1 protein-coding gene is annotated in these 1,156 nt (G+C 38.7%); it reads left to right on the plus strand.

Annotated elements, in window-relative coordinates; genetic code table 11:
* The coding region (locus tag PX636_RS11475) for a carotenoid oxygenase family protein (protein WP_288117260.1) at positions 1-1,042 on the plus strand (1,042 nt) is incomplete at its 5' end.
* Positions 1,043-1,156 lie beyond the last annotated feature (114 nt).

A 1,156-nucleotide genomic window follows, 5' to 3' on the forward strand; every position in this document is an offset into this window, starting at 1 on the left:
AGAAACCCTAGGTTTAGATAATTTATCTAGCTTACAAGCAAAGGAAACTTTTTCCGCTCATCCTAAGCTAGATTTGTCCAGAGGAGAGATTTTTAATTTCGGGGTGACAATCAGTGCCAAAGTTAGTTTAAATCTCTATAAGTCTGACTCCACTGGTCAAATTATCCAGAAAAACACTTTTGAGTTAGATAGATTGTCTCTGCTGCATGACTTTGTTTTAGCAGGACAGTATCTCGTCTTTTTCGTCCCACCAATAAAAGCGGATAAATTATCGATACTGTTGGGATTTAAAACTTTTAGTGATGCCATGCAGTGGCAGCCAGAATTAGGAACAAGAATACTAATTTTTGAGCGAGATTCTCTGCAATTAGTCAGTGAAAGTGTTACAGATTCATGGTTTCAATGGCACTTCGCTAATGGTTGTGTGAATGACCAAGGCAATCTTGAAATTGTTTTTGTCCGTTATGACGACTTTAAAACTAATCAATTTTTAAAAGAAGTTGCCACGGGTGAAACCGAAACCTTAGCCATCGGAAAATTAGCAAGTATTACTATTAATCCCCTATCAGCAAAGGTGATTAATCAGGAAATTCTCTCGGATTTAAGCTGTGATTTTCCCGTGGTTTCCCCGCAGCTGGTGGGACAAAAATGGCAAAATACTTTTTTAGCTGTCCATCGTCCCGATAGCGATATTCGTCGGGAAATTATCGGACTTCCCGCTTGTTATAATCACTCCACAGGTAAGTTAACTATTGCTTATCTAGAAAATAACTGTTATGGAAGTGAACCGATTTTTGTCTGCGATGGTTTATCTCCAGAAACGGGATGGTTAATCGTCGTGGTTTACGACGGCAATAATCACAGCAGCCAAGTGAGAATCTATGATAGTCAGCAGTTAGAAAAAGACCCCCTTTGCTGTCTGCAATTACCCAGTGTTATCCCTCCCAGTTTTCACGGTACTTGGCAAGAAAAATCAGAAAAAGGCGCAGAAGCAATCTCAACTGAGAAAAGGGGTTTCTATTTAGAAAACGGGTTTCTTTGAGAAACTATTTAGAAAACGGTTTTTTTCGAGAAACCCGTTTTCTGGACTTGTGAGAGAGAAGCTTTATTCGATTTCTCTACGGTTGAAGATTTAATCAATTGGTTAAATACTTTA

Origin of the sequence: Microcystis sp. M53598_WE2 (assembly GCF_030067735.1) — a bacterium.
In the GTDB taxonomy this organism is placed as follows: domain Bacteria; phylum Cyanobacteriota; class Cyanobacteriia; order Cyanobacteriales; family Microcystaceae; genus Microcystis; species Microcystis aeruginosa.